This window comes from Kitasatospora putterlickiae, assembly GCF_039527695.1.
In the GTDB taxonomy this organism is placed as follows: domain Bacteria; phylum Actinomycetota; class Actinomycetes; order Streptomycetales; family Streptomycetaceae; genus Kitasatospora; species Kitasatospora putterlickiae.
On the sequence record NZ_BAAAKJ010000020.1, the window covers coordinates 33,911 to 34,397 of the forward strand.

Consider the following 487-nt stretch of genomic DNA (forward strand, 5'->3'; position numbering starts at 1 on the left):
CGGGGCGTGGCTATCCTGGCGCCATGCTGACCATCACCCGAGAACTGCGCGACGCGATCGTCGCCCACTCCCGCGCCGACCACCCGGACGAGGCCTGCGGCGTGGTCGCCGGGCCGGAGGGCAGCGGCCGCCCCGAGCGGTTCATCCCGATGCTCAACGCCGCCCGCTCGCCCACCTTCTACGAGTTCGACTCGGGTGACCTGCTCAAGCTCTACCGCGAGATGGACGACCGGGACGAGGAGCCGGTGATCGTCTACCACTCGCACACCGCCACCGAGGCCTACCCCTCGCGCACCGACGTGAGCTACGCCTCCGAGCCGAACGCCCACTACGTCCTGGTCTCGACCGCGGAGGGCAACGGCCCCGACGACGCGTACCAGTTCCGCTCGTTCCGCATCGTGGACGGCGTGATCACGGAGGAAGACGTCCAGGTCGTCGAGGCCTACCCGGCCTGACCCGCACCCACCTGGGCGGGGCCCGCCGACCG

General features: G+C 71.3%; 1 protein-coding gene. It reads left to right on the forward strand.

The features are described from left to right. Nucleotides 1–23: 23 nt before the first annotated feature. Nucleotides 24–455: a M67 family metallopeptidase gene (locus tag ABD308_RS02415; protein ID WP_344324731.1), complete on the forward strand. Its 432-nt coding sequence runs from the start codon at nucleotides 24–26 to the stop codon at nucleotides 453–455. The last annotated feature ends 32 nt before the right edge of the window (nucleotides 456–487 follow it).